The organism is Arthrobacter gengyunqii, assembly GCF_023022985.1.
GTDB lineage: Bacteria > Actinomycetota > Actinomycetes > Actinomycetales > Micrococcaceae > Arthrobacter_B > Arthrobacter_B gengyunqii.
This window is the reverse complement of sequence record NZ_CP095461.1, coordinates 3,423,773-3,445,952: the sequence shown is the minus strand read 5'-3', so window position 1 is coordinate 3,445,952 and position 22,180 is coordinate 3,423,773. Positions and strand designations below refer to the sequence as shown.

The 22,180-nt window shown below is 65.1% G+C and carries 27 protein-coding genes and 1 pseudogene; 16 read left to right on the top strand and 12 right to left on the bottom strand.

Features of this window, described 5'->3' with window-relative positions:
* Positions 1–120: 120 nt before the first annotated feature.
* Entirely contained in the window at positions 121–351 is a 231-nt protein-coding gene (locus MUG94_RS15955) for a hypothetical protein (RefSeq protein WP_227907116.1), read from the top strand.
* 18 nt (positions 352–369) lie between these two features.
* On the opposite strand, the gene MUG94_RS15950 is transcribed toward MUG94_RS15955, so the two are convergent.
* A complete protein-coding gene (locus tag MUG94_RS15950; protein ID WP_227907115.1) occupies positions 370–1,161 on the bottom strand; it encodes a hypothetical protein in 792 nt (263 codons plus the stop codon).
* 145 nt (positions 1,162–1,306) lie between these two features.
* On the opposite strand from MUG94_RS15950, the gene MUG94_RS15945 reads away from it, so the two are divergent.
* Positions 1,307–1,804, top strand: coding sequence for a MarR family winged helix-turn-helix transcriptional regulator (locus tag MUG94_RS15945; RefSeq protein ID WP_227907114.1), 498 nt, complete (start codon positions 1,307–1,309; stop codon positions 1,802–1,804).
* Between the two features lie 81 nt (positions 1,805–1,885).
* The gene (locus MUG94_RS15940) at positions 1,886–2,491 is read left to right on the top strand and encodes an antibiotic biosynthesis monooxygenase (protein WP_227890668.1); all 606 of its coding nucleotides are present in this window, start codon (positions 1,886–1,888) and stop codon (positions 2,489–2,491) included.
* Positions 2,492–2,500: 9 nt separating this feature from the next.
* On the opposite strand, the gene MUG94_RS15935 is transcribed toward MUG94_RS15940, so the two are convergent.
* From MUG94_RS15935 to MUG94_RS15925, 3 genes are read right to left on the bottom strand one after another with little or no spacing between them, the layout of a single operon-like run.
* Entirely contained in the window at positions 2,501–3,130 is a 630-nt protein-coding gene (locus MUG94_RS15935; protein ID WP_227907113.1) for a flavin reductase family protein, read from the bottom strand.
* A 46-nt stretch (positions 3,131–3,176) separates the two neighbouring features.
* The gene (locus MUG94_RS15930) at positions 3,177–3,845 is read right to left on the bottom strand and encodes an alpha/beta hydrolase family protein (protein ID WP_227907112.1); all 669 of its coding nucleotides are present in this window, start codon (positions 3,843–3,845) and stop codon (positions 3,177–3,179) included.
* 10 nt (positions 3,846–3,855) lie between these two features.
* Positions 3,856–4,332 carry an Lrp/AsnC family transcriptional regulator gene (locus tag MUG94_RS15925; protein WP_227907111.1) on the bottom strand — a complete coding sequence of 159 codons (477 nt, stop codon included), beginning with the start codon at positions 4,330–4,332 and terminating at the stop codon, positions 3,856–3,858.
* Positions 4,333–4,412: 80 nt separating this feature from the next.
* On the opposite strand from MUG94_RS15925, the gene MUG94_RS15920 reads away from it, so the two are divergent.
* A complete protein-coding gene (locus MUG94_RS15920) occupies positions 4,413–5,180 on the top strand; it encodes a LysE family translocator (protein ID WP_227907110.1) in 768 nt (255 codons plus the stop codon).
* Here MUG94_RS15920 and MUG94_RS15915 read toward each other — a convergent pair.
* Together MUG94_RS15915 and MUG94_RS15910 are read right to left on the bottom strand one after the other, a co-directional pair.
* The gene (locus tag MUG94_RS15915; protein ID WP_227907109.1) at positions 5,173–6,162 is read right to left on the bottom strand and encodes a permease prefix domain 1-containing protein; all 990 of its coding nucleotides are present in this window, start codon (positions 6,160–6,162) and stop codon (positions 5,173–5,175) included. The two genes, MUG94_RS15920 and MUG94_RS15915, sit on opposite strands and share 8 nt — an antisense overlap.
* Positions 6,159–6,497, bottom strand: coding sequence for a PadR family transcriptional regulator (locus MUG94_RS15910; RefSeq protein ID WP_227907108.1), 339 nt, complete (start codon positions 6,495–6,497; stop codon positions 6,159–6,161). Before MUG94_RS15910 ends, MUG94_RS15915 begins: the two co-directional genes overlap by 4 nt.
* A 180-nt stretch (positions 6,498–6,677) precedes the next feature.
* On the opposite strand from MUG94_RS15910, the gene MUG94_RS15905 reads away from it, so the two are divergent.
* A complete protein-coding gene (locus tag MUG94_RS15905) occupies positions 6,678–7,259 on the top strand; it encodes a TIGR03086 family metal-binding protein (protein WP_227907107.1) in 582 nt (193 codons plus the stop codon).
* A gap of 3 nt (positions 7,260–7,262) precedes the next feature.
* Here MUG94_RS15905 and MUG94_RS15900 read toward each other — a convergent pair whose 3' ends face one another.
* Positions 7,263–8,048 (bottom strand): alpha/beta hydrolase, encoded by a 786-nt coding sequence (locus tag MUG94_RS15900; RefSeq protein ID WP_227907106.1) that lies wholly within the window; start codon positions 8,046–8,048, stop codon positions 7,263–7,265.
* Positions 8,049–8,161: 113 nt separating this feature from the next.
* On the opposite strand from MUG94_RS15900, the gene MUG94_RS15895 reads away from it, so the two are divergent.
* The 3 genes from MUG94_RS15895 to MUG94_RS15885 are packed head-to-tail and all read left to right on the top strand — an operon-like array spanning position 8,162 to position 10,821.
* Complete coding sequence (locus MUG94_RS15895) at positions 8,162–8,884, top strand: ABC transporter ATP-binding protein (protein ID WP_227890660.1); 723 nt, start codon at positions 8,162–8,164, stop codon at positions 8,882–8,884.
* Positions 8,881–10,149 carry an ABC transporter permease gene (locus MUG94_RS15890; RefSeq protein ID WP_227890659.1) on the top strand — a complete coding sequence of 423 codons (1,269 nt, stop codon included), beginning with the start codon at positions 8,881–8,883 and terminating at the stop codon, positions 10,147–10,149. Before MUG94_RS15895 ends, MUG94_RS15890 begins: the two co-directional genes overlap by 4 nt.
* A 42-nt stretch (positions 10,150–10,191) precedes the next feature.
* A complete protein-coding gene (locus tag MUG94_RS15885; RefSeq protein WP_227890658.1) occupies positions 10,192–10,821 on the top strand; it encodes a TetR/AcrR family transcriptional regulator in 630 nt (209 codons plus the stop codon).
* Here the strand turns inward: MUG94_RS15885 and MUG94_RS15880 are convergent.
* The gene (locus tag MUG94_RS15880; protein ID WP_227907105.1) at positions 10,818–11,162 is read right to left on the bottom strand and encodes a hypothetical protein; all 345 of its coding nucleotides are present in this window, start codon (positions 11,160–11,162) and stop codon (positions 10,818–10,820) included. The two genes, MUG94_RS15885 and MUG94_RS15880, sit on opposite strands and share 4 nt — an antisense overlap.
* 142 nt (positions 11,163–11,304) lie before the next feature.
* Here MUG94_RS15880 and MUG94_RS15875 point away from each other — a divergent pair.
* Positions 11,305–11,854 (top strand): annotated as a pseudogene (locus MUG94_RS15875) (dihydrofolate reductase family protein).
* On the opposite strand, the gene yczE reads toward MUG94_RS15875, so the two are convergent.
* Positions 11,816–12,460, bottom strand: a complete 645-nt coding sequence (gene yczE, locus MUG94_RS15870) for a membrane protein YczE (protein WP_227907104.1) — start codon at positions 12,458–12,460, stop codon at positions 11,816–11,818. The pseudogene MUG94_RS15875 and the gene yczE overlap by 39 nt on opposite strands.
* A gap of 145 nt (positions 12,461–12,605) precedes the next feature.
* Here yczE and MUG94_RS15865 point away from each other — a divergent pair, with 145 nt between their 5' ends.
* On the top strand, positions 12,606–13,070 hold the full coding sequence (locus tag MUG94_RS15865) for a TetR family transcriptional regulator (protein ID WP_227907103.1): 465 nt from the start codon (positions 12,606–12,608) through the stop codon (positions 13,068–13,070).
* On the opposite strand, the gene MUG94_RS15860 is transcribed toward MUG94_RS15865, so the two are convergent.
* Positions 13,067–13,747 carry a GyrI-like domain-containing protein gene (locus MUG94_RS15860; protein WP_227907102.1) on the bottom strand — a complete coding sequence of 227 codons (681 nt, stop codon included), beginning with the start codon at positions 13,745–13,747 and terminating at the stop codon, positions 13,067–13,069. The genes MUG94_RS15865 and MUG94_RS15860 overlap by 4 nt on opposite strands.
* A 139-nt stretch (positions 13,748–13,886) precedes the next feature.
* Between MUG94_RS15860 and MUG94_RS15855 the strand changes: the two genes are divergently transcribed.
* From MUG94_RS15855 to MUG94_RS15840, 4 genes are all read left to right on the top strand, one after another.
* Positions 13,887–14,585, top strand: coding sequence for an NUDIX hydrolase (locus MUG94_RS15855; RefSeq protein ID WP_227907101.1), 699 nt, complete (start codon positions 13,887–13,889; stop codon positions 14,583–14,585).
* Between the two features lie 47 nt (positions 14,586–14,632).
* Positions 14,633–15,073, top strand: a complete 441-nt coding sequence (locus MUG94_RS15850) for an SRPBCC family protein (RefSeq protein ID WP_227907100.1) — start codon at positions 14,633–14,635, stop codon at positions 15,071–15,073.
* Between the two features lie 89 nt (positions 15,074–15,162).
* A complete protein-coding gene (locus tag MUG94_RS15845) occupies positions 15,163–15,966 on the top strand; it encodes a trimeric intracellular cation channel family protein (protein WP_227907099.1) in 804 nt (267 codons plus the stop codon).
* Between the two features lie 85 nt (positions 15,967–16,051).
* Complete coding sequence (locus MUG94_RS15840) at positions 16,052–17,434, top strand: NAD-dependent succinate-semialdehyde dehydrogenase (RefSeq protein WP_227890649.1); 1,383 nt, start codon at positions 16,052–16,054, stop codon at positions 17,432–17,434.
* Positions 17,435–17,458: 24 nt separating this feature from the next.
* Here MUG94_RS15840 and MUG94_RS15835 read toward each other — a convergent pair whose 3' ends face one another.
* Both MUG94_RS15835 and MUG94_RS15830 read right to left on the bottom strand, forming a co-directional pair.
* Positions 17,459–17,929 (bottom strand): GtrA family protein, encoded by a 471-nt coding sequence (locus tag MUG94_RS15835; RefSeq protein WP_227890648.1) that lies wholly within the window; start codon positions 17,927–17,929, stop codon positions 17,459–17,461.
* Between the two features lie 251 nt (positions 17,930–18,180).
* On the bottom strand, positions 18,181–18,717 hold the full coding sequence (locus MUG94_RS15830; RefSeq protein WP_227890647.1) for a dihydrofolate reductase family protein: 537 nt from the start codon (positions 18,715–18,717) through the stop codon (positions 18,181–18,183).
* A 173-nt stretch (positions 18,718–18,890) separates the two neighbouring features.
* Here MUG94_RS15830 and MUG94_RS15825 point away from each other — a divergent pair, with 173 nt between their 5' ends.
* Both MUG94_RS15825 and MUG94_RS15820 read left to right on the top strand, forming a co-directional pair.
* A complete protein-coding gene (locus MUG94_RS15825; protein ID WP_227890646.1) occupies positions 18,891–20,246 on the top strand; it encodes a GntP family permease in 1,356 nt (451 codons plus the stop codon).
* Positions 20,247–20,355: 109 nt separating this feature from the next.
* Complete coding sequence (locus tag MUG94_RS15820) at positions 20,356–22,164, top strand: thiamine pyrophosphate-requiring protein (RefSeq protein WP_227907098.1); 1,809 nt, start codon at positions 20,356–20,358, stop codon at positions 22,162–22,164.
* The last annotated feature ends 16 nt before the right edge of the window (positions 22,165–22,180 follow it).

Sequence of the window (22,180 nt, the reverse complement as noted above, 5' to 3'; positions counted from 1 at the left end):
TTCTGGCCGGCACCTTTCCATGGATAGTTCGCAAGCAGGCTTATAAACTAAGTGGCGAGGGTGCTTGTAAGAGCTCCCGTTTTCCCGCACAGGAACACGCCTCCCGAAAGGAAAACAGCGATGCCCGCAGCAGATGACCGCCCCTCCGTACCCACCGAAAACGAAGTCGATGCCCAGGAGCAGCAGACTCCCGCGGTTCCCGACGCGCAGGAGGACACCGGAGCCGAAGATCCCGTGCAGCCACACGGGGATCCGCTGCGCGCGGACGGCTCCGAAGCGGACCGCCTGGAGCAGAACGCGGACGGGGGAAACGCGGACGAGGACGAATATCCGCGCGGCAACGCGGGTTGAGCGGCACGCGTTAGGCGGTTATGCCGCCCGGTCTGCCGGAGTTGATGCCGCCGCTGATGCCGCAGTGGAACCGTGCGGGTGAACGCCCAGGCTCTGGCGCGTGTGGGCCTCCAAATCGGCCACGGCCCGGTCCGGCAGATCAATGATGCCGCGCAGCGACCCGCGCAGGCTTCGGTAGGCTGCGTCCACTTCGGCCGGTGTTGCCGCTCCGTCCAGGATGATGTTCAACGCCTGGCGCGCGCTGGCGAGCTTGCTGCGTTCAGTGATGTTGAGCTTCGACTGTCCGCACCGGCGGGCATATTTCTCAGCCGTTAGGAAGGCAACCTCAAACCGGTCTACCGCCCGGAACAGCTTGGATGCTTCGGCCGGACCGCGTCCCAGATCCAGTGCTTCGGCTTCGGCGGAACGGATGCCTTGCATGGCGAGGATGACATCCCGGACCACCGGGTCCGTGTAATCCGTCATCACGGGATAGTCGATCATCAGCGCCACGTCGGTTTCATACCGGGACCACCGCACCAGCAGCTCATCCCGGCGCACGTACAGACGGCGCCAGGACTCGGCCTGTGCAGCGGCGTCGCTGCGCCGGTTTTGCTGGTCCCGGAGGCGTCGCCGAAGAGCCCGCCCGCCAAGGGCCAGCAGCGTCACGCCGCCAATAAACAGCGACGGAGTGATGAAGACGGCGAAGAAGGAAAAGGCCGACGCTGAGCCGGCTTCGCCGGTCACTGCCACCTGGAGCAGCTGAATGAGCCCGTAGCCCAGCACCGCGAACAGGCCTGCAGCAAAGGCCGTAATGATTAATGCTGCCACCGCGACTTTTTTTGCCACTTTCTTCAGCATGGCGACAGCTTACCGAAAGCGGGGCCTGCCGGCACAGGGGGTGAGGGCCAACTCACGAACGGGCTGGCCGTGCCCCGCGAGGGACATGGATTTGCCGGCGAAGTATCCTGTTGCGGTGAAGGATTATCTGGATCGGGCGAAAGAACAGTGGGATGCGCTGCCGCAGGTCAGCGTCGAGCCGTCAGGCATCATTCCGCGCATCAGCCGGCTGGCGCAGTTGGTCCAGATGCGCGGCGACGCCGTGCTGCAGGAATTCCAGCTCACCCGCGGCGAGGCGGAGCTGTTGTTCCTGCTGACTCGAACGGGCCGGCCCATGACTCCCTCCGAAATCGCGGCCGATCTCCTCACCTCGGCCGCCGGAACCACCAAGCGGATCGCAAAGCTGGTGGACGCGGGGTTGGTCATCCGGACCGTGAATCCCCTGGACGGGCGCGGAGCATTGATCGATCCCACGCCCGCGGCGTCCGTACTGGTGCACCGGGTGCTGGCAGCCACGGCGCAGCACGAAGCGGAGATGATCGCCCATCTTCCGGAAGCTGTCCGCATCCAGCTTGCCGGGCATCTGCGTGCGTTGTTGTCCGGTCTTGAGGCCCAGGACGGGTCGCCGGGTTAGCGGCTCGCAGCCGGCCTTCGAGCCTGTGGGATCCCGCACCCGATTCGCCGCCGTCGGCCTCTGCCGTGAATACTGGAACGCATGACTTCAACGCACGCTGACGCCCTTCCGCTCCGCGGGCCGGGGGCGGTAACGGTCTCCATCACCCGGCGGGTCGATCCCCTCCGGGTGCCGGAGGCCACTCACTGGGTCCAGGAAGGCGTTAACCTCGCCAACAGCTGGCCCGGTTTCCTGGGCTCCGGCTGGGTCCGCGCATCTGCTGAGTCCGATGAATGGCACATGCTGTACCGCTTTGCCGATGAGGAGGCGCTGGACGCCTGGGAGCACTCCGAACCCCGCCTTGCCTGGCTGGAACGGGGCCGCGACATGGTGGAGGACCGTCACGTTCTGCGCCGCACCGGCATCGAAGGCTGGTTTGACGCCCCGTCGGTCTCCACCGATCTTGAGACACCGGTCAAGCCGCCGCGCTGGAAGCAGGCCGTGGCCATCTGGCTGGGCTTCTTCCCGGTCAACCTTGCGTTCACTGCTCTGGTGGGCCTGCTGCTGCCCCAGTGGTGGGACTCGCTGCTGATGCCGCTGCGCGTGTTCCTCACCACCGCCATCCTGACGCCGATCATGGCGTACTGGGTGCTGCCCTGGGTCACCGGCCTGCTTCAGCCCTGGCTCCAGCGCAGGAAAACGCCCTAACGCCGGGGTCTACAAGAGCTGGTCGCCCCGGTAGTGACCGGGCCATTCTTCGGCAGGGATCCGGGTGATCTTCCGGACCTCGCCGATAGTGCCCCACTCGTTCAGGCCCAGCCGGGAGAGCGGCCGCAGCTTTTCGATGCGCGGATGGGAATCGCCGTCGAGCGTGTCCGTCTGGATGGCCGCGAGGATGATTTCGCCGTAGACCACAAAACAATCGCCCACCGGATGGATCTCCCGCAGCCGGCATTCAAGAGCCACCGGGGAGCCTGCAACGCGGGGAGGGCGCACCGTGGCACTGGGCTCGCGCTCAATCCCCGCGGCGGCGAACTCGCTGACCTCAGCGGTGAAGCCGGTGCCGGTGGCGTTGATTGCCTCAAACAGGTTCTCCGGGGCGAGGCTGATGACGAACTCGCCCGTCTCGCGGATGTTGCGCAGCGAATCCTTCTCGCCCACCGATGTGAAGGAGACCACCGGCGGGTTGACCGATGCGACGGTAAAAAAGGAATGCGGGGCAAGATTGTCCACGCCATCGGCTGAGACGGTCGAAACCCAGGCGATGGGGCGCGGCACCACCACGGAGGTAAGCAACCGGTAGAAACTGCGGCCGCCCATGACTGCTGGATCAAAATCCGTTCTCATACGGTTGAGCTTAGCCGCGGATGAAGCATGCCGGCGGGAGCGGCTCTTAGCCGTGACGGCCCCGCATAAACTTCAGCACCGGTTCGGCCAGGGATGCGCCGATCCACTCCTGCGGACGCTTGTTCCCACGCACTTCGAACATGTGGTTTCCGCCGTCAACGCGTTCCACGACGGCGCCCCGCCCGATCTGCTCCACCACCGGTTCCAGTTCGCCCGGCAGTGCGAAGGGATCCCGGGTGCCCTGCAGGAACAGCATGGGCAGGGTCAATCCGTACAGATGCTCGTCGCGCAGCTTTTCGGGTTTGCCCGGCGGGTGCAGGGGATAGCCCAGGAACACCAGTCCCGCTGCCTGCATCCCCTCAGCCACGGCCCTGGACGCCATCCGGCCGCCGAAGGACTTTCCGCACGCCCACACTGGTGCGCCGCCGGCACGGCCCTTAGCGGCGGACATCACCGCGCGCCACGTCTCGATGGCGGCGGGAGCCCGGTCCGGGAACTTCTTCCCGGCCTCCCGGTAAGGAAAGTTGAACCGCCAGGTGGCCACGCCGCCGTCGTTCATTGCATCGGTAAACCCGGTGAGGAACGGGTGCTCCATTCCGGACCCGGCGCCGTGTGCCACGACCATGGACACCCACGGATCGGCGGGCTGAGCGTAGACGGCGCTGACTTCGCCGTCGCCGACCGCCACGGTTAGATGTTCGGACTGAGCTGGCATGGGTTCCAATTTACGGGACTCGTCCGGACCTCTCACCTCGGAGCGGCAGGCCGGCTTCTTCCTTCACGGTTTTCATCACGATGGTGCTGGTGAGCTTCTCGACGCCGGGCAGGCTCACGAGCACGTCATCATAGAACTGCTGGTAGCCGGGGAGATCCGCCGCGATGACCTTGAGCAGGAAATCCGGATCCCCGAAAAGCCTGTCCGCCTTCACGATCTGCTCGTGCAGGCCAACGGCCTCCTCAAACGCAAGCATCTGTGCACGGTCGCGTAGGGTCACGAACACCAGGGCCTGGAAACTCAGCCCGACGGCGGCGGGATCAACCACGGCACGGTAGCCCGTCAGTACTCCCTTGCGTTCAAGCTCCTTGATGCGGCGGTGGCAGGGCGCAACCGTCAGCCCCACCTCAGCGGCGAGCGCCGTGGCACTCATCCGCCCGTCTTTTTGGAGGAGGCGCAAAATTTCATGGTCAATGGCGTCAATCACGCAAGAATCGTATCGTTGGCAGCCGCCGGAGGGCTTATTCCGGTCAGCACTTCTCGCCGTTGGATCCCTAGGCTTGAGGAATGGATTTTCAGCAGTTCGCGGGCTTTGCGATCGTCTCTGTCACCCTGGCCATGACTCCGGGGGCGGACTGGGCGTATTGCATCTCCTCCGGCCTGCGCGCCCGAAGGATTGCACCCGCGGTGGCCGGCCTGTCCGCCGGCTACCTTTTTCACACCGCACTGATCGTCGCCGGGCTTGCGGCGCTGATTTCCGCCACCCCGCAGCTTCTGGCCGGCCTGACACTGCTCGGCGCGGCTTACCTGCTCTGGCTGGGGATTTCCACGCTGCGCACCTGGCGCTCGGCCGGATTTACGACGACGACGGCGGGTTCCGGGGGTTCCGGTGCCGGTGGGTCGACGGGCGGTGCGGGACCCGCCCTGCCCGGCGGGGCTCAGCCGGAATCGGTTGACGCCGGAGGCAGGCTGGCCACCCTCGCCCCTCCGATTCCTGTCCGCCCCGTTCGGGGCCGCGCCGAGGGTCGGCGGGACTTCTTCAAGGGGCTGGGCACCAGTGGCAGCAACCCCAAGGCGCTGCTACTTTATCTGGCGCTCATCCCGCAGTTTGTCGACGCAGATGCCGGCCTGGCTGTACCACTGCAGACCCTGATCCTGGGACTGTCCCACTTTGGCGTGTCCGTGCTGGTCTACACTTTCGTGGCCCTTGCGGCCCGGCGGCTGCTGCGCTCGCGGCCGGCCGGTGCCCGCGCCGTTACGCTGGCCAGCGGCGTCCTGATGGTTTGCCTGTCCCTGGTGCTGCTCGCCGAACAGGGCGCTTCGCTGATCAGCTAGACGGGACCGGCACTGACACGGCCGGCGCCGCGCGTGAGGCCTTGAAGGCCTTGATGAATCCGTCGGCGATCTCCCACACGCCAATGACCAGCACTGTGGCAGCGGTGATCCCGACGGTCCACGACGAGGCCTCTTGTCCCCTGCCGTCGGCGCTGAGGATGGTCAAGTCAAAGACCCTGTCCGTGGCCAGCAGCCAGAGCACCGGAACCGTAAACAGCAGTGCCAGGGCGGTGTTCACGGCGGCGAAGAGATAGGTCCATCGTCCGGAAACATAGAGGACGACGGCGAACACCGCCTTGGCTGCCAGCAGGGCGATCAGGGACGGGAGCCAAAAACTCCAGAGGCTGTCCTGCAGGACCACTACGGGTTCACCGTCAAGGAACAGCAGCGATCCCACTTTTTGCCACAGCAGCAGTCCGATGAAGAACGCGAGAAGCACCACCGTGGCGATCGTGTCACCCAGGGAAACCGAGGCCTGCCGCGGCAGGGAGGGGAGCGCAGCCGGGGACCACGGGGCCAGCCCCAGATCCTTCCGGCGCGTTCCGTTGTACTGGATGACCGCAAAAACCAAGGTGAGCCAGAAGCCGACCTGCACCACCGCTCCGAGGGAGTTGCTGAGAGCCGCACCAAAGGCCTGGGTCGGATCTTCGGGATCAGTTGTCATCCGGAACACCACCGTGGCCACGAAGGCGAGAGGCACCACGATCGCCAGCACCCGTTTCAGCAGCCGCCACCAGTCCAGGAAAAGGTCCGGTCCAATCAGGTAGAGGGGGCGGTCCGTGTAGCTGGCGGCCAACCGCACGGGATCTCCGAACTCGGTGAGGACAAGGCGTTCGGCTTCAGCCGGTGACTGGCCCGCGTCGGTCCGGGCTTCGACGGCGTCTGCAATGGACGTGCGGAGTTCCCGCTCGATGTCGGACCGCTGGGCCTCGGGAATGGCGGCAAGGGCAGCGAAGACGTACCGGTCAGTGAGGGTGCTCATGATTGGTTTCCTTCGTTGAGTTGGCGAATGGAGGCATGCAGTTTTTCCCAATCCTTCAGCAGGGCGTCCAGTAACTCGGTGCCCTTCTCGCTGGTGGTGTAGAACTTCCGCGGACGGGCCTCTTCGGTGTCCCAGGAGCTGGTGAGCAGCCCCTGTTTTTCCAAGCGGCGCAGCAATGGGTAAAGGGTGTTGGCCTCGACGCCGAATCCTGCTCGTTCCAGTTCTTCGAGCAGGCCGTAGCCGTAGCCGGGCTGTTTCAGGATGGAGAGGCAGGCCAGCACCACGGTTCCCCGGCGCAGTTCCTGAAGATGTCCACCGAGCAGATCTTCTTCCATGACTCACACTATGGTGTGTCTCACACAACATTGCAATGGGTAACCGGATACTGGGGAAACCGCCGGGTCCGGATCCCCTTACGGACGGAACTCCGCGTTGCTACCGTTTTTGATAGCGGCAGGGTCAGAGAGAGTCAGGTTTTAGAAAAGACACCGATGCGTTTTCCTCGAGGAGGAACCATGCGTGCTCCAGTCGATTTCCGCCATGCAGCCCGTGACACCGGCGCCGTGATCGCCCGAATCCAGGATGACCAGCTCAGCTGGCCCACACCGTCGCCCGACTACACGGTGGGCGACCTTCTGGAGCACATCGACGGACTGTCGCTGGAATTCCAGCTCTCCGCGCACAAGACTGCCCTGCCGCCGGGAGCCGGGGAGGTTCCTGAAGCGGACGGCAGGAACCTGGCCGAAGGCTGGCGTGAGCGCATTCCCAACCAGCTCACTGCCCTGGCCGGCGCCTGGGCGGATCCGGCGGCGTGGGACGGGGAGACGGTGGCGGGCCGGGTTCCGCTCGATGCTGTGGATGCCGGCATGTTTGCTCTGGACGAGATCATTGTGCACGGCTGGGATCTGGCGCGCTCCACCGGACAGAGATACAACCCGGATCTGCGTGCCGTACAGGCCTGTGCGGAGTTCCTCGGCGAACAGCCCCGTAATCCGGACCTCTTCGGCCCGGTGGTTCCGGTTGATGACTCTGCTTCGCCGCTGGACCGGCTGGTGGGACTGACCGGGCGCGATCCCGCCTGGATTCCCGAGATCTGAGTACTACCAGCACAGCCAGGCCAGAGCGTCCCGGGCGATCCGCGGCGGAACGGTGTGGCCGCCGTCGAACTCCCGATAGGTGACCTGGTACCCGTCACGTTCGAGTGCCGGCACGATCTTGCGGGCGGTCACGTGGATGGGCAGGACGTCGTCACCGGCGCCATGGGACACGAAGAATGGAGGGATCCCCCGGCGCGGGCCGCCGGGGATGAAACCCGGTGAGAACGCGATGGCCCGGGAGAACAAATCTCCGTTGGCCAGCCCCAGCCCCAGGGCATAAGACGCCCCGTCGGAAAAACCGGCAACACCAATCCGGTGGGGATCAATGCGCACCGCGGCAAAGGTGTCCTCAAGCGCACTGTTGATCCGGCGCACGTCTGCGTCATAGTTTCCGCGGATGGCATCCCATGTGCCCGAGCGGGAAGACGGCGCCAGCAGTGCAATGCCGAATTCATCCGCCAGCCCCGCCAGCTCCGATATTCCTTCGGCGGCGCCTGAGCCGGCACCGTGCAGGACCAGCAGCAGCGGCAGGGACTTCTCCGGAGTATCGGGAAAACCGGGAGGAAGCGCCGGGAGACGGAGCAGGGCGTCCCCGTCTCCCACTGTGCGCAGCGCCGGCTGCACGGATGCTGCTGCATGAACCGATATCGCGCTGACGGATGCATCCGGGCGGGCAGACAGGCGCGCTGCCTGTGTTCCGCCGCGGGTGGGACGAACGGGACGGCAGCCCGGAATGAAAGCACCGGCAACCAGCAGGATCAGCGTCGAAGCCAATGTGAGTGCAGACATCCCGGTTCCCTTTCCTTCCGTCCGAGTTAACCGCCGCATCCGTGCGGTGTAAACGACGGCGACAAACTTGCAGTCTCGGCAAACTTGCAGGAACTGCATGTAACGTCGGAAAGATGACACCACACGTACTCAGCGCGCAGAACCTGACGAAATCGTACGGGCAGGGGGAGAACCGGTTTGATGCCCTCAAGGGCGTCAGTCTAACCGTGGAAAGCGGCGAATCCCTGGCGATCGTCGGCAAGAGCGGTTCGGGGAAGTCCACCCTCATGCACCTGCTCGCCCTGCTGGACAGCCCCGACGAGGGGATCATTTCCGTCAAGGGCCAGGATGCCCGCTCGCTGGGAAAGAACGAGCTGAATGAGTTGCGCAACCGGGACTTCGGCTTCGTGTTCCAGCAGTTCTTCCTCACCCCCAACTCCTCCGTGCTGGACAACGTGGTGCTGCCGCTGATGATTGCCGGAGTGAAGCCCGCTGAACGCAAGCGCCGCGGCATGGAAGCCCTGGAGCGCCTGGAAATGGCGGACAAGGCTCGAAACAAGGCCACCGACCTCTCCGGCGGGCAGAAGCAGCGCGTGGTGATCGCCCGCGCCCTGGTCAACAACCCGTCGGTGATTTTCGCCGACGAGCCCACCGGCAACCTGGACACCGCCACCGGCGCCGTCGTGGAGGACATCCTCTTCTCGCTGAACAAGGAACAGGGCATCACCTTGATTGCCGTCACGCACGACACCGATCTTGCGGCCCGCTGCAGCCGCCAGTTCTACATCAAGGACGGACGCGAAGTGTCCGCCGCTGAACTCACTTCAACCACCATCACCACAGGGGCCTCCGCATGACCGCCGGCGACATTCTCCGCTCAGCAGTATCCAACACCTTCCGCAGCAAGGTCCGCACGGCGCTGACAGTCGTCGCAATCTTCATCGGTGCCTTCACCCTGACCCTGACCAGCGCGATCGGCGCCGGCGTCTCGGACTACATCGACAAGCAGGTGGGCGCCATCGGCGGCGACAACCTGATGACCGTCTCACCCACCACCGAGGCCGCAGCCGAAGATGACGGGCCCAAGGAATACAACCCCGACGGCGCCGCCACCCAGGGCAACTTCACCCTGCTCTCCGACGCGGACATCGAGACCATCCGCACCACCGAGGGCATCGAAAAGGTCGAGCCCGCCGCGATGCTGGCGCCGGACTACATCCAGTACGACGGCGGAGCCAAGTTCGAGCTGACCACCAACCCGATGGTGGGGCTGGCCGATGCCGACCTCGCCGCCGGACGCCAGCTGGGCGAAGGCACCGGAGCGGAAATGCTGATCCCGTCCAGCTACGTGGAACCGCTGGGCTTTGCCGACGCCGACGCCGCCCTGGACCAGACCGTGTCCATCGCGGTCACCGACTACGCCGGCACCCAGCACACCGTTGAGGCCGTCATAGCCGGCGTGCAGAACGACTCGCTGTTCGGCGACGGTGCCGGCTTCAACTCCGACCTGCGCGCCGAACTGGACGCTCTGCAGCGCACCGGCATCCCGGAGGGTGTCTCCACCGGGTACATCACCTCCATTGCCTTCCTGGACGCCGGCGCGGACGAAGAGCAGATCGCGGCCGTCAAGGCCGACCTTGAAGCGCAGGGCTTCACCGGCCTGACCGTCGCGGACCAGATCGGTGCCATCCAGACCGTCATCAACGGCATCATTGGCGTGCTGAATGCCTTCGCAGTCATCGCCCTGATCGCTGCCGGCTTCGGCATCGTCAACACCCTGTTGATGAGCGTGCAGGAACGCACCCGCGAGATTGGCCTCATGAAGGCCATGGGCATGGGCGGCGGCAAGATCTTCGCCCTGTTCAGCTTCGAAGCGATCTTCATTGGCTTCCTCGGCTCCGCGCTGGGAGCAGGCGTTGCCATCGGCCTCGGCACGGCCATCAGCTCCGTGCTGTCCAACACGGTGCTGTCTGCCCTTCCCGGGTTGAACATCATGCTGTTTACGCCGGCCTCCGTGGCCACCATCATTGGCGTTGTCATGCTGATCGCCTTCCTCGCCGGCACGCTGCCGGCCCGGCGGGCAGCCCGGCAGAACCCGATTGATGCGCTGCGGTACGAATAACAGCGGAAACAGGAAATCCGGACAGCGGAGGAAGGCACAGCGATGGAACACGGTGTTGAACCATCCGGCGGGCTGCGGGCCCGCAAGCGCGCGGCCGCCCGGTCCGAGATCGAAAGAACGGCTGTGGCGATGGTCCTGGAACGGGGCTACGACAACGTCACTGTGGACATGATCTGCACGGCGTGCATGGTGTCCCAACGGACGTTCTTCAACTATTTCGGGTCGAAGGAAGGCGTCTTTCTCGGCCCGCCGCCCGCTGAAATGCGGGCAGCCGTTGCCCGGGAGTTCCTGGCCGACCACGGCACCCCGGTTGTCCAGAGCCTCGCTGCGGCAGTGGTTTCGGCTCTGGTGGCAGGCCAGCCCGACCCGGATTTGGCCGGCCGCAGGATGAAGGCGATCATGGCCTCGCCGGACCTGTTTGCCAAACAAAACGAATGGATGGCGGATCACGAGAACCACCTGACGGACCTCGTCCTGGAGCGGTACGCCGGTTCTGAGGGGCCGGAACCCGAAGCGGACCTTGCCGCGGAGGCCCGCATGGTGGTGGGGCTGGCGCTGGGGGTGGTCCGGGTGGTGCTGCAGCAAAATCGCGCAGAGCACGACGACGTCTGGCCGGACACCGGCACCATGGAACGTGCCGGGGTGCTCCTGGACCGGATCTTCAGGAGCTAACGCCGGTCGGTGCCGTCCGCGCGGAATCCCTCATCGCCGTCGGGCGCTTCAGGAAGGGAGCCGAAGCTCTTCTTGATGCCGGTGCCCTGGCCCAGCTCCTCCGGGTTGGGCCGGGCCGTGACGATCAGCAGCAGGAAAATCAGCAGCGACACGATGAAGGTGGCGCAGGCCGCCGCAACACCCAGTTCCCAGCGGAATTGGCGTTCCGTTCCGCCGGTGGAAAACACGGCCACGGCCACACCGGCCACGGCGGCCAGCACGGCCGAAAAGATCACCGGCACGTTGCCGTAATTGGCAGGCGTTCCCTGCGTTCCCGATGGTGAAGATGAGCCGTCAGCCATGGGTTGTCCTCCTGCGGAAGGGTGAAGCGGCACGGCTATCGTAAGTCCGCTGCTTCCCGCCCGGAAGGGTCTTGGGGTACCTTCACGGAGAAGGCCCGATCCGGTGGGCACGCACGGGAGATCAGCAGCGGGGAGAATCACGATGCGTAAGGTCACAGCGGCACTGTTCAGCTCAGTCGACGGCGTGGTCGAGAACCCCGGGGGAGTGGCAGTTTGACCACTTTGACGAGGATATGGGGCCCTTGATGGAATCGGTGCTGGCAGGCCAGGACACGGTGCTGCTGGGCCGGGTGACCTATCAGCAGTGGGCGGACTACTGGCCGGGAAACACCGAAGACGGCTTCGGGAGCTTCATCAACCCGGTCGAAAAGTTCGTTGCCTCCCGGACGCTCGGTGATAAGGACCTGAGCTGGAACAACTCCCACTTAATGGACGATGAGCTGGAGGCTTTCGTCCGGCGGCTCAAGGAGCGCGACGGCGGAGACATCGCCGTGAACGGGAGCATTTCCCTGGTCCGCCAACTGCTCTTCGCCGGGTTGCTGGATTCCCTGACGCTCATGGTGCATCCGGTGGTGGCCGGCTCGGGGCAGCGGTTGTTTCAGCCCGGAGATCCGCTCACCCGGCTAAAGCTGCTGGACTCCCGGATCACCGCATCAGGCAATGCCATCCTGACCTACGGGCCGCGGACGTGACGCTTCCGGAAGCGGACCGAGTGCACGGATATCAAAGAACGGCATCGTACGGCTGACCAGCGGCCCCACCAGCAGGGCAAAAGCCACAGTCCCCAGCCCCACGGTGCCGCCCAATGCCCAGCCGGCACTCAGCACCGTCACCTCTATGCCGGTGCGCGCTGCCCAGACCGGCCATCCGAAGCGGTGGTGCATCCCGGTCATCAGCCCGTCCCGCGGCCCCGGCCCCAACCGCGCCCCAAGGTACACGCCGGTGGCGGCAGCCAGCAGCACAAGGCCGCCGGTGAACAGCAGAACCTTCGCCCACAGCTGCTCCGGTGCGGCCACCAGGGCCAGGCAAACTTCGGCGCTGGGGCCAATCAGCAGCACATTCAGTACGGTGCCAATCCCGGGTTTCTGCCTCAGCGGGATCCACAGCAACAGCACCAATGCACCGATCAGGACGGTCATCACGCCGAACGGGATGCCCGAAAAACGGGCTGCGCCCTGTCCCAGCACATCCCACGGAGAGACCCCCAGATGAGCCTGGATCATCATGCCGATCGCAAAGCCATAGCAAAACAGCCCGACCAGCAGCTGGACGGCACGGCGCACGGTGATCCAAGTCATGGACTAAGACAAGCCGGTTGTCTGCCCTTATTCAAACCGGCGCCCGGTGAGGCGGCGGTCAGCACTCAGGAGCTGAGAATAAAACGAAACCGGGCTAGGCTGGTCGGTCAACCGAACGGCGGTTGACCGTTGAGCTGGAGGAAAAATGTTCAGGCTAGGCGCACCTGTCGAGGAAATCGAGCAGGACGTTGAAGCAATGATTATTGAGCTGGTCCACAAGCTGGGCCGTCTCGCCGACTCGGATCCGGAACGGGTGGGAGCCTCGGACCGCGCCTACATCAAGGCGTTCTCGGATGCCGAGTCCAACAGCGACACTGACCAGGGGGCGCTGCTGGCCACCGCCGTCGGGCGTCCAAACCTGGCTGAGTCCCTGATCTACCTGAACCGCAGGCTGGACCGGGACAATTTGGACCCCGGGCAGCCCACCGGAATCATCGGCGTCATTGTCCGTCTGGCCATGGACGGACTGTGGGTCAGTGACATTCTTGATGCCACCCGCTTTGACTCCCCGGAGCGCGCCCGCATCATGAACCTGCTCACCGCCCTGACACGGGTGAGTGATGACCAGCTGGAAGGGATGCTGGGTTCGCCGGCCGGCGAGCCCAGCTAGCTCGAAGGGCCCGGCTGGCTGGAAGGGCCGGGCTGGCTCGAAAGGCCCAGCGGCCGGACCGGCTGCCGCAGCACCGTCCGGAGTTTGTGCGCGGCCGTCCGCCGGGGATCGCTGAGGTAGATCTCATGGTGGTCGCCGTTGAAGGTGAGCGCGTGTGCCGGCATCCACTGGTGGTGCAGACGCTCAAGGACCGGGCCCTCGGCGTCGTAGGCTCCGATGTACAGGATCTGCGCCGAGGTGCCTTCCTCGAGCTGGACCAGGCGCACCCGGTCCAGCCCCGGCGGGTCCTTCTTCCTGGAAACTGCGGCGATGGCGTCCGAAACCAGGTCCGGCGTGATCCACGGCGGCTGGGCGACCAGCATGGTCCAGTCCCAGGAGTCCTTGTCGCCCCGGCTGAAAGCGTCCATGTCAGCGGCGCGCCACTGTCCTTCGAGCGGACCGACGGTGAAATCACGTCCGAGGTCTTTTTTAGACGCAAACTTCACCGCATAGGCCGTGGGGTAAAGGCATTCAAGGGCCCGCTGATACTCCTGTGACGTGTTGGGATCCCCGTGGCCGTCATAGGCAAGGTACTGCAGCGCAGGAACGTCAACCAGCGCAAAGTCCCCGGATTTCGGGGCGTAGAGCTCGGGGTAGCTCTTCTTGAAGTCGAACTTTTTCGTTCCCGGTTTTTCCATGGCAGGCGCGCCCTTCCGAGGGGTTTTCAGGATAGGGCGGGTCGCGCGCCCGCGGCTACTGCACGCGGATAACCGCTAGCATCCTTCAGGGGAACCCAACCGGTCCCGCACGTCCCGAACCTCACGAACGGATTCCACCATGCTTCACGGCACGGCTGCCACAGTGGTGCTGATGCGCGACCACCCCGACGGACTGCAGGTGCTGATGCTGGAGCGTCCCCGGCACCGGGGATCCTTTGCCGGCGCCTGGGTGTTCCCCGGAGGGCGGGTGGATCCCGAGGACTATGCGCTGCCCGGGGAAGAGGACGACAGCGACGACGGTGAACTCGCCGCCGCACGGCGGGCTGCGGTGCGCGAAACCGCCGAGGAAACCGGGCTGCACCTGCAGGAGCCGGACCTGGTGGGGCTGTCCTGCTGGGTGCCGCCGCCCGAAACGCCGCGCCGATACAAGACATGGTTTTTCCTGGCCGAAGCACCGGAGGGAGAGGTCCTGCTCAGCCCCGATGAACACGTGGATGCTGTTTGGCTGACACCCGCCGAAGCCTTCCGCCGGCAGCGGGCGGGGACCCTGGAGCTTTTCCCGCCCACCTGGGTGACGCTGCACGGACTGCTGGGCTCGGAAACAGTTGCCGCCGCGCTGACCGCCGCCGCGCAGGCCGTGCCCCAGACCTATGCCACCCGCCGGCTGCCCGGACATGTACCTCCGGCGATGGTCTGGCAGGGCGACCCCGGATATCCGGGTGACCCCGGGGAAGAACCGGAGAAGCCCGGGGAACCGGAGAAGCGGCACCGGCTGATCATGGACGGAAACAACTGGTCCTACGAGCGGACCCCGTAGCCGGAATCCCAAGCAATGCGGAAAACTCCGGCGGTTAGACTGACCCGATGAACAGCCCCTATTTGATCAGCCGCGAGCGCTTTGTTCCCGCCTCGCCGGAATCCGTGTTCGACCTGTTGGCCCGCCCGGCCATGCACAGTGTGATTGACGGGTCCGGAACCGTCCGCGAAGCGCAGCCCAACGGTCCCGATCGCCTGGGACCCGGGGCCACCTTCGGGATGGACATGAAGATGGGTGTTCCCTACAAGATCCGCAACACCGTCACGGAGTTCGACGAGGGGCACAGGATCGCCTGGCGGCATATGGGCGGTCACGTCTGGCGCTACCTGCTGGAGCCTGCAGACGGAGGCACCCTCGTGACCGAGCAGTGGGACGCCAGGGGCGTCCGCCACCGTGTCATGTACCGGATCATGGGCGTGACCCGCCGGCATCCGGCAAATCTGGAACAAACACTGGAGAAGCTGGCGAATTACTTTAAGGCTCCCTGACCGTTATGGGGTGACGCTGCCGGACACCGGAGCCTGCCGCGCTAGACTGGACGCCGGAAAACACGGCACCAATCAACAGCGGGAGCGGCGTGGAGATATTGGATCCGGAGGCCGTGTTCAGGGTCGTGGACCTGGCCGGAGTGCTGGCAAACGGAGTGCTCGGCGGAGCGGTGGCCCGGCAGCTGCGAATGGACCCGGTGGGTTTTGTGGTCCTGGCGCTCATGTCAGCCCTCGGCGGCGGTGTCCTGCGAGATACCCTCCTGCAGGCGGGGACACCGGTGGCCCTGACCGATCCCGCCTACCTGCTGGCGGCCATCGCCGGCGCGTTCGTCGCCTACCTGATCGAGCTCAAGGGCAAATGGGCCAACCGGTTCCTTATTGTCATTGATTCCTTTGCGCTGGGCTGCTGGGCTGCCACCGGGACGTCCAAGGCGCTGGGCTTTGGCCTGGAATGGCTGCCTGCCATTTTGATCGGCGTGGCCACGGCTGTGGGCGGCGGCATGATCCGCGACATCGCCGTGGGACGGGTGCCCGCCATTTTTGGCGGCAATACCCTCTATGCCACCGGCGCCTTGATTGCCGCCATCGAAATGGCGGTCCTCTACCATCTGGGGCTGCGCAATGTGGGCATGGCCGTGGCCATCGTCTCCGCCGCCGTCATCTGCACGGTCGCCCGCCGCCGCGGCTGGCGCCTGCCCGGCCCGGGGGAGTTGAGTGTTCGGCTTCCGCGCCGGCAGCGCAGCAAACCCACGGGCTCCGGGGAAACCGGGACCAGCGCCCGCAAGAAGGAACCGGGCTGGCCGCGGCCCCGGTTCAACCGAATTCCCCGGCTTCGCCCCGGCCGCCGAAATCCGCCGGAGCCCGACGACGACTCCGCCCCCGTGGGCAGTTAGCCGCGCCGGGGCATGGCCGGGACTGAGGTTGAGCCAAGAGCGAACCGCTGTGGCCCCTGCCACGGCCGCCGGTAACGTGAGGCCCATGACTGCTTACAAAACCGTGAACCCCGCAACCGGGGAAACACTGAAGGAATTCGCCGAAGCTACCGACGCCGAAATCAACGAAGCAATCAGCGCCGCCCACGGAGCCTTTGCCTCCTGGCGCAGCCAGCCGGTTGAGGCCCGGAGCAAGATCATCGCCCGGGTGGCCGAGCTGTACCGCGAACGCAGCAACGAGCTGGCAGCCCTGATCGCCACCGAAATGGGCAAGCCCCTGCGTGAGGCGAAGGGCGAAGTTGCCCTCTCCGCAAACATCTACGATTACTACGCCACCGAGGGCCCCGGCTTCATGGCCGATGAGGAACTGAGCGTAAAGGGCGGCGGCGGAGCCACCGTGCGCACCGAACCGATCGGCGCCATCCTGGGCATCATGCCGTGGAACTACCCGTACTACCAGGTGGCACGTTTCGCCGGACCCAACCTGATGCTGGGCAATACCGTGCTGCTCAAGCACGCCAACAACTGCCCACAGTCGGCCCTGGCCATGGAACAGATCTTCCGCGACGCCGGACTGCCCCGGGACGCCTACATCAACCTGTTCGCCACCAACGACCAGGCCGCGGACATCATCGCCGACTCCCGGATCCAGGGCGTGTCCCTGACCGGCTCCGAGCGGGCCGGCTCCGCCGTCGCCGAGGTGGCCGGCCGGAACCTGAAGAAGTACGTGCTGGAACTGGGCGGCAGTGATCCGTTCATCGTCCTGGACTCCGAGGACCTGGACGCCACAGTCAAGTCCGCCGTGGCCGGACGCATGGGCAACGGCGGACAGGCCTGCAACGCCGCCAAGCGCTTCATTGTCATGGCGGATCTCTACGATGACTTCGTGGAGAAGTTCACCGCAAAAATGCAGAAGATCCAGCCCGGCGACCCGATGGACGAGGCCACCCGCTTTGGGCCGCTGTCCTCGCAGGCTGCCGCAGACGGCCTGGTGGAGCAGATCCGGGATGCCGTGGACAAAGGCGCCACGCTCCATACCGGCGGTGCATTGGTGGACGGGCCAGGCGCCTACGTCCAGCCGACCGTGCTGACGGGCGTCACAGAGGACATGCGTGCCTTCTCGGAGGAGCTCTTCGGTCCGGCCGCGGTCATCTACAAGGTGTCCAGTGCCGATGAAGCGGTGGAGCTTGCCAACAGCTCGCCGTACGGCTTGGGTGGCGCCGTCTTCAGTGCCGACGAGGACAAGGCACTTGAGATTGCTGACCGGCTGGAATCGGGAATGGTCTGGATCAACGGCGTGTCCGGCACCCAGGAGGACCTGCCCTTCGGCGGCGTCAAGCGCTCCGGTGTGGGCCGGGAATTGGGACGCTACGGCATGGATGAGTTCGTCAACAAGAAGCTGATCCGCACGCCGCGGTCCCGAAAGTAGCGTTGCCGGAGGAACGGGCGGCCCCTAAACGTTTTCCTTGAGCGCGCTCCGGGCGGCCCGTTCCTCTTCGGTGGTGAACACAACGTAGCGGTACGCGAAGTACCGGAAAACGTTGCCGGCCAGGACGCCCACCACGTTGCCGGAAATGTTGTCAGCGAACTGGCTGGTGAAACCCAGCAGATAGTGGGATACGAACAGGCATCCGGTGGCAATGAGCAGGCCCACCACATTGGTCAGGGCGAAGAGCAGCGTTTCGCTGCGGACGCTGCGCCCCCGTGTGCTGCGGAACGTCAGATACCGGCTGCCGACCCAGGAGACGGTCGTGGCAGCGGCAACGGAGATGACCTTGGCGGTTATGGGGCTGTCATCGAGCACCGTCGAGGCCAGGACGTTGAAAAGGGAAACATCCACCACGAAGGCCACTGCGCCGACGAGGGAGAAGGATCCCAGACGCCGCAGTACCTTGCGGACGGGTGAAATGCCGTGGTTGGCCATCAAGTAAATTCCCCTGCTGAATGTGCCCGGTAGGGTGCCGGATCCATCTGGATATTTTCACAGCCTTGCGCGGGGCACAAAATCAGCACCGGAACGGGCTAGCGGCAGCGTGACGGTGAAGACAGTTCCGCGGCCGGCTTCGCTGCGCAGGGTGATGGTGCCGCCGTGCTCCTCGACCCGTGGCGGCCGTGAGGAGATCCGGCCGGTGGCGTCGCTGAAGGCAATGACCGCCCAGGGAAGCCGGTTGATGCCTATTCCGCGGAAAAACGGAGTTCCGCAGCGCCGCCGTTGAACGACGTCGTCCCCGTCAACCGCATGCGGCCGGTGGGCGCTGCCACGGGGAGCAGCGGCCGCCCGCTGCCGAGCGCCACGGGCATGTAGGTGACCCGCACTTCGTCCAACAGCCCGGCGTCGGCAAATTGTGCTGCGACGTGACCGCCGCCCACCACCCAGACGTTCCGGTTGCCGGCGTCGGCCAGCGCGTCAGCACAGATGCGCCGGATGTCGCCGGCGGCGAAGCGCACACCGCTGTTCAGCGGTGGCTGCAGGTTTCTGCTGGTCAGCACCTGGGCGGGCAGGGCGCCGTAATCCCAGGAATCCGGATCCTGGGCACGGACGAAGTCGTACGTCACCGAGCCCATCACCAGCGCGCCGACACCGGCCAGGAACTGATCGTAGTGGGTTTGGAAAGCTGCGAAGCCGAAGTCCAGCAGCCAGTCGAGCTTGTTGTCTTCGGTGGCTATGTAGCCATCCAGTGACGATGCAACGTAATAGATGACCTTGCCCATGCTTTTGAGCATAGCGGCGGGGGCCCGCGACGTTTAGGTGCCACCAGCCGAACGGTACCGGAAGGGCTGATTTTCCGTCCGGCCTCCCACTGAGTTGGGGATCACACTCAAACCGTGCTTCCATGGTTTGCCCTGTTGATAAACATTGAAGTTTTTCATTTTAAAGGAATTCCATGATTGATCTGTTGATATTGCTGGCGCTGGTGATCGGCATTGTCGCCGTTACGGCAAAACTTAAAGTTTCGCCGTTCCTGGCCCTGCTCGGGGCTGCCCTCGTCGGAGCGTTTGCGTTCCGCCTTCCGGTCGCGGACATCATTCCCACCATTACGACGGCGTTCGGCAACACCATGGGCAACATCGGCCTGGTGATTCTTTTCGGCACAATGATCGGCGTCATCCTCGAGCGTTCCGGCGGTGCCATCGCCATGGCTGACGCCCTGATCAAGGTCCTGGGGACGCGCTTCCCCACCCTGACCATGAGCATCATCGGCTACATCGTGTCCATTCCGGTTTTCTGCGATTCCGGCTTCATCATTCTCAACTCGCTCAAGAAGGCCATGGCGGAACGGGCCAAGGTCTCCCTGGTGGCCATGTCCATTGCCCTGATGACCGGGCTGTACGCCACGCACACGATGGTCCCGCCCACTCCCGGCCCGCTGGCCGCGGCGTCAAACCTGAATGTCGTGGACAGCCTGGGCCTGTTGATCGGCCTGGGCCTCGTGGTGGCGGCAATTTCGGCCGGTGCCGGACTGCTGTATGCCAACCGGTTCCTGAAAAAGGACATCGAGCTGCTGCCGGTTCCCGCCGAAGAGGCGGATGTCAGCTACGAAGATCTTCGGACGCAGTACGGAAAACTGCCCAGCGGGTTCATGGCTTTCCTGCCCATCCTGCTGCCTATCCTGCTCATCTGCCTTTCCTCGGTTGCCGCGCTGCCCGGCAAGCCGATGGGTGAGGGGAACCTGGCCTCGACCGTCACGTTCCTCGGCACGCCTGTCATTGCACTCGCGCTTGGCCTGGTGGCCGCAGTGTTCCTGCTGCACGGCAAGGGCAAGCTCGCCTCCTTCAACACCCAGATTTCGGACTCCATTGTCCTGGCCGCCCCCATCCTGCTGATCACCAGCGCCGGAGCTGCTTTTGGCGGCGTCCTCGGGAAGAGTGCCATCACCACCTTCCTCTCCGACAACCTCTCCACTCTGGGGCTGGGCATTGCCGTACCGTTCGTGATCTCCGCAGCGCTGAAGACGGCTCAGGGTTCCTCCACAGTGGCCATGGTGACCACATCAGCCATGCTGCTGCCGCTGCTGGAACCTCTGGGCCTGGCGGCCGGTGCCGGTCCGGTGCTGGCGGTCCTCGCCATTGGTGCCGGCGCCATGGTGGTGTCCCACGCCAATGATTCCTATTTCTGGGTGGTATCCCAGTTCAGCCGTATTCCCACCGCCACCGCCTACCGGACCCTCACCCCGGCGACAGCGGTCCAGGGTAGTGCCGGCTTTGCTGCAGTGTGGGTCCTGAGCCTGTTCCTGATCTGACCGGTTCCGCCGGAACCTGGTGAGGCTGCCGCCAGACGTGCATTTTCTGCCCGCGGGATGGAAGAGTGGGGGATACCAAGCGCACTGATCTTTTATCGGGAGGCATGCAATGGGCGGCACAGGACCACAGGATGAACCGGAACTGGTGGCGGACCTGGTGGTCCGGCGGCTGCAGGCGTGGGGAGTGGGCCGGATCTTCGGGTACAGCGGAGACGGCATCAACCCGCTGATGGGTGCCTTGCGGCGGGCCGGCGGACCCGAGTTTGTCCAGGCACGGCATGAGGAGAATGCGGCCTTCATGGCGGTGGGCCATGCCAAGTACACCGGGGAAGTGGGGGTGATGACGTCCACTCAGGGGCCGGGCGCGATTCACCTGCTCAACGGCCTGTATGACGCCCGGATGGATTCGGTGCCGGTGGTGGCCATTATTGGGCAGCAGAGCCTGAGCGTGCTGGGGTCCGGCTACATGCAGGAAGTGGATCTGATGCATCTGTTCCGTGATGTTGCGTCAGGATTCCGCCAGCAGGTGTCCAGTCCGGAACAGGCGCCCTTGGTCATTGACCGGGCCTTCAAGGAGGCCCTCGCCACGCGCACGCCCTCCGTGGTGATCCTGCCCCATGACGTTCAGCAGGCACCGGCTCCGGAACTGGACCAGGAACACGGCGTGCTCACCACCGCTCCGGTGTGGCGGCCGGCCCGGATCTTGCCGCGCGACGAAGACGTGCAGGCCGCAGCCAACCTGCTGAACAGCGGACAGAAGGTAGCTCTCTTGGTGGGGCAGGGAGCCCGTGGAGCGCAGGAGCAGGTGGTGGCGCTGGCCGAGAAGCTGGGTGCTGCCATCACCACCAGCCTGCTCGGCAAACCGTATGTGGACGAGTCGCTTCCCCTGGCGGCCGGAGTTATGGGCCATTTGGGGTCCTCAGCCAGCGGTTTCGTGCTGGGCAACTGCGACACGCTGCTGATTATCGGCTCCAATGACCCGTGGACCGAGTTCTATCCGCCGCCCGGAGCAGCTCGAGCCGTGCAGATTGACATTGATTCGGCGGCGATCGGTAACCGGTACCCGGTGGAGGTGGCGCTTCCCGGTGAAGCTGCCGCGAGCCTGGATGCCCTGTTGCCGCTGCTGAAGGAACGCGGACCTTCCGACTGGCGGAACGACGTCGAACAGGCGGTGCGTTCCTGGCACGCACTTGCCCGCGAGCGTGCCTTTACCCCGGCCGACCCGGTGAACCCCGAGCGCGCGGTCTACGAGCTGAGCAGCCGCATGCCGGCGGACGCCCAGGTGGCCGTGGACGTGGGCAGCAGCGTTTACTGGTACGCCCGCCAGCTGCGGCTGCCGGCCGGTGTGCCGGCGCATCTGTCCAGCACGCTGGCAAGCATGGGCTGTGCGGTTCCCTACGGCGTGGCCGCGAAGCTTGCCCATCCGGACCGGCCGCTTATTGCCCTGTCCGGAGACGGAGCCATGCAGATGGCGGGGATCACCGAACTGATTACGGTCAGCAGGCTCTGGAAGGAGTGGGCGGACCCGCGCTTCATTGTCTGCGTCCTGAACAACCGAGAACTGGCGGAAGTGACGTGGGAACAGCGGGAGATGGAAACCGAACCGCGCTTCCCGGACAGCCAGGCGCTTCCGGACTTCAACTATGCCGGCTACGCGGAGCTGCTGGGCTTTGAGGGCCTCCGGGTGGACGATCCGGAGCAGCTCGGTGCTGCCTGGGACCGGGCGCTCGCAGCTGACCGGCCGTGCATCATCGAGGTGGTCTCGGATCCTGACATTCCGCTCCTGCCCCCGTTCCCCGGCGGCAAGGCACAGGCAGCGTCCATGATGGAAGCGATGGAAAAGGAAGGGCCCCAGACGCAGCACGCCCGGGACCTCCTGTCCGTCTACCTCCGCCAGGAGGAAGCCCTGGAGGGCTGATCCCCGGCGGAGGAGG